This window comes from Asaccharospora irregularis DSM 2635, from assembly GCF_900129815.1.
GTDB classification, from domain to species: Bacteria; Bacillota; Clostridia; order Peptostreptococcales; family Peptostreptococcaceae; genus Asaccharospora; species Asaccharospora irregularis.
In genome coordinates, this window is sequence record NZ_FQWX01000069.1 from 1 (window position 1) to 2,537 (window position 2,537).

The following is a 2,537-nucleotide window of genomic DNA, read 5'->3' on the forward strand; positions in this document are numbered from 1 at the left end:
CATATCTATTTGAATCGGGCTTACCTCCTAATACTATAATCTCATCTGCTCTTAAGCCAGACTCTTCAAAGTCCTTTTCTTTCATCATCGGACATTTATATTTTTGCGATACAATTACAGCTGGTAAGCTATCTATATCTCCTTTATATAGTACTATCTTTTTCATGTCATATCCACTTCCTTCACCTTTTATTCCATTATCAACATTTCCAGTGTCTTTTATTGGTTCATTAGCTATTGCATTGGCAATAGCTTCTGCTATTTTTTCTGAGCCTACCTTAAGATATAAATATGCATCTGAACTATCAACAAAGCACACTTCTATAAGCATTGCCTTTGCTTTTGTTCTTCTGATTACATATAGGCCACTACCATTTTTTATACCTCTATTTATAAATCCAAGAGAAGCTATGTTGTCACAAACTCTAACGGCTTTTTCCGTTTTTTCACCATCATCTGTGTATACTTCAACACCTTTGCCTCCTCCTGAGTTAAAGTGTATTGATATAAAATAGTCTAGATTATAACTATTAGCTTTTTCTACTGTTCTAGCCAAGTACCTTGCCTGAGTAGGAGCTTTATCTATTGTACAATCTACAGTACTAATACCTTTCTCATTTAACTTTTTTATGAGTTCATAACCCACTCTCCTGGTTTCTCTACTTTCATTTATTATCCCAACTGCTCCACTTCCGGGACCACTCTCAGTATGTCCGCAGTTTATTCCAACTAACATACATATTCCCTCCCTTATTTCAAATACTAATTTAGAGTATATGAATTTAGTGATATAGAAAACTCTAAAAAATCTATTTACGAAATAAAGTAAATATTTTTTATAAGAACTAAACTATACCTAGTATAATATATATGCTTTTTTTTTATTTTTTGACATAATTTTATTCTTGTAATTTTATTGCATATATAAAAAGCCACAGATTAGTGAAAATTTCTGTGACTTTTCTAAAATCAATATAAATTTATTTAAACATTTTATCGCCTAAGTTAACAAACATTTTTAAAATCAATAGGGCTTGGTGATAGAGGTATTTATATAGTCTGTATTTATTCTAGTTTTTCTCTCCTAATAGAGGACTTGTTAAAATACCTAATTAATTTTTCTCTATCCTCACATTCAATTGCATTCTTTATAAGGTTCATTTCAACTTCAAAACTATTTATAGCTTCTAATAGATTTTCCTTGTTTCCTAAAAACAACTCACACCATAGTTCAGCATTGATATTGGCAATACGAGTTAAATCTCTATAGCTATCACCTATAAAACTACCTGTATCCCTATCTTCCTCATCGCTATTTATTAGTGCGACTGCTATAGCATGAGGCAATTGTGATGTAAATCCTACCATTTTATCATGAAACTGGGGAGTTATTCTTTTTACTTTTTTAAAACCTATTTCCAAGGCAATCTTCTCTATTAATTTGATGCTTTTCTCCTTGTTTGTATCTATTGGTGTAATTATATAATTAGCACCTTTAAATACCTCGCTTGTTGCAAAATCAATACCTTTTTTCTCCCTACCCGCCATAGGGTGACCAAAAACAAAATCAACATTATCTGGTAGAGATTTTTTTATATCATCTACAATTACTCCCTTAATCCCAGTAGTATCCGTAATTATACAACCGTCTTTAAATAAGTTCTTGTTATTGTTTATAAATTCTTTTACTAACTCAGGATAAACTGATAGTATAATTATATCGGCGTCTTTTAAAAATTTCTTTCCTTCAGTGCATCCTTTGTTTATTATGTTAAGACTTTCTGCTTTTCTTAAACTATCTTCATTTAAATCTATTGCATATATATTTTTATATCCTTTTTCCCTTAGTGCCATAGCGTAAGACCCACCAATTACCCCAAGCCCGACAACAACAATATTAATATCCATATTTCTACCCCTCTAGCCTTTTACCTAGTAAATTAACAATCTCATTTATTGTATTTGATAGTGATTTATCGTTTTTCACTTGTATATCACATGCACTTTTGTATAACTCATACCTCTTTTCATAAAGTGAGTAAATAGTATCTTTTTTACCTTTCAATAATGGTCTACTATTAATTTCATCTAAGCTTAATTGATTTATTATATTTTCAATAGGCCTATCTACAAAAACTACGATGCAATCCTTTTTTAATATTTCTATATTTATACTTTTTTTGATTACACCTCCGCCTGAGGAAATTACAAGTTTCTTTCTATCTACAATGTCTTTGCATGCCTTTGTCTCTAAGTTCCTAAATACTTTTTCTCCATCATCATCAAATATTTTTTTTATGCTCTTGTTTGCAATCTCTTCTATATACTCATCCATATCTAAAAAATTATAATTTAGCCTTTTGGATAATAATTTTCCTAAAGTTGTCTTTCCACTTCCTGGCATACCTATAAGAACAACTTTATTTTTTTTATCGCTAATTTTTATTACCCCCTTGTATAATGTAGTTGTAACATTTGATAGAAAACTTTCTAATAATCTAACGAACATTAACAACTTTTCTTAATTTTTAAATTTG

Annotated in this window: 3 protein-coding genes; all 3 read right to left on the reverse strand. The window is 29.9% G+C overall.

Going from position 1 to position 2,537, the window contains the following annotated elements:
* Positions 1–736 (reverse strand): N-acetylmuramoyl-L-alanine amidase (locus tag BUB34_RS12810; protein WP_073127855.1); only part of this gene is annotated, 736 nt, incomplete at its 3' end.
* A gap of 329 nt (positions 737–1,065) precedes the next feature.
* Entirely contained in the window at positions 1,066–1,908 is an 843-nt protein-coding gene (locus BUB34_RS12815; RefSeq protein ID WP_330392786.1) for a prephenate dehydrogenase, read from the reverse strand.
* Positions 1,909–1,912: 4 nt separating this feature from the next.
* Positions 1,913–2,509: a shikimate kinase gene (locus tag BUB34_RS12820; protein ID WP_084120417.1), complete on the reverse strand. Its 597-nt coding sequence runs from the start codon at positions 2,507–2,509 to the stop codon at positions 1,913–1,915.
* Positions 2,510–2,537: the final 28 nt, after the last annotated feature.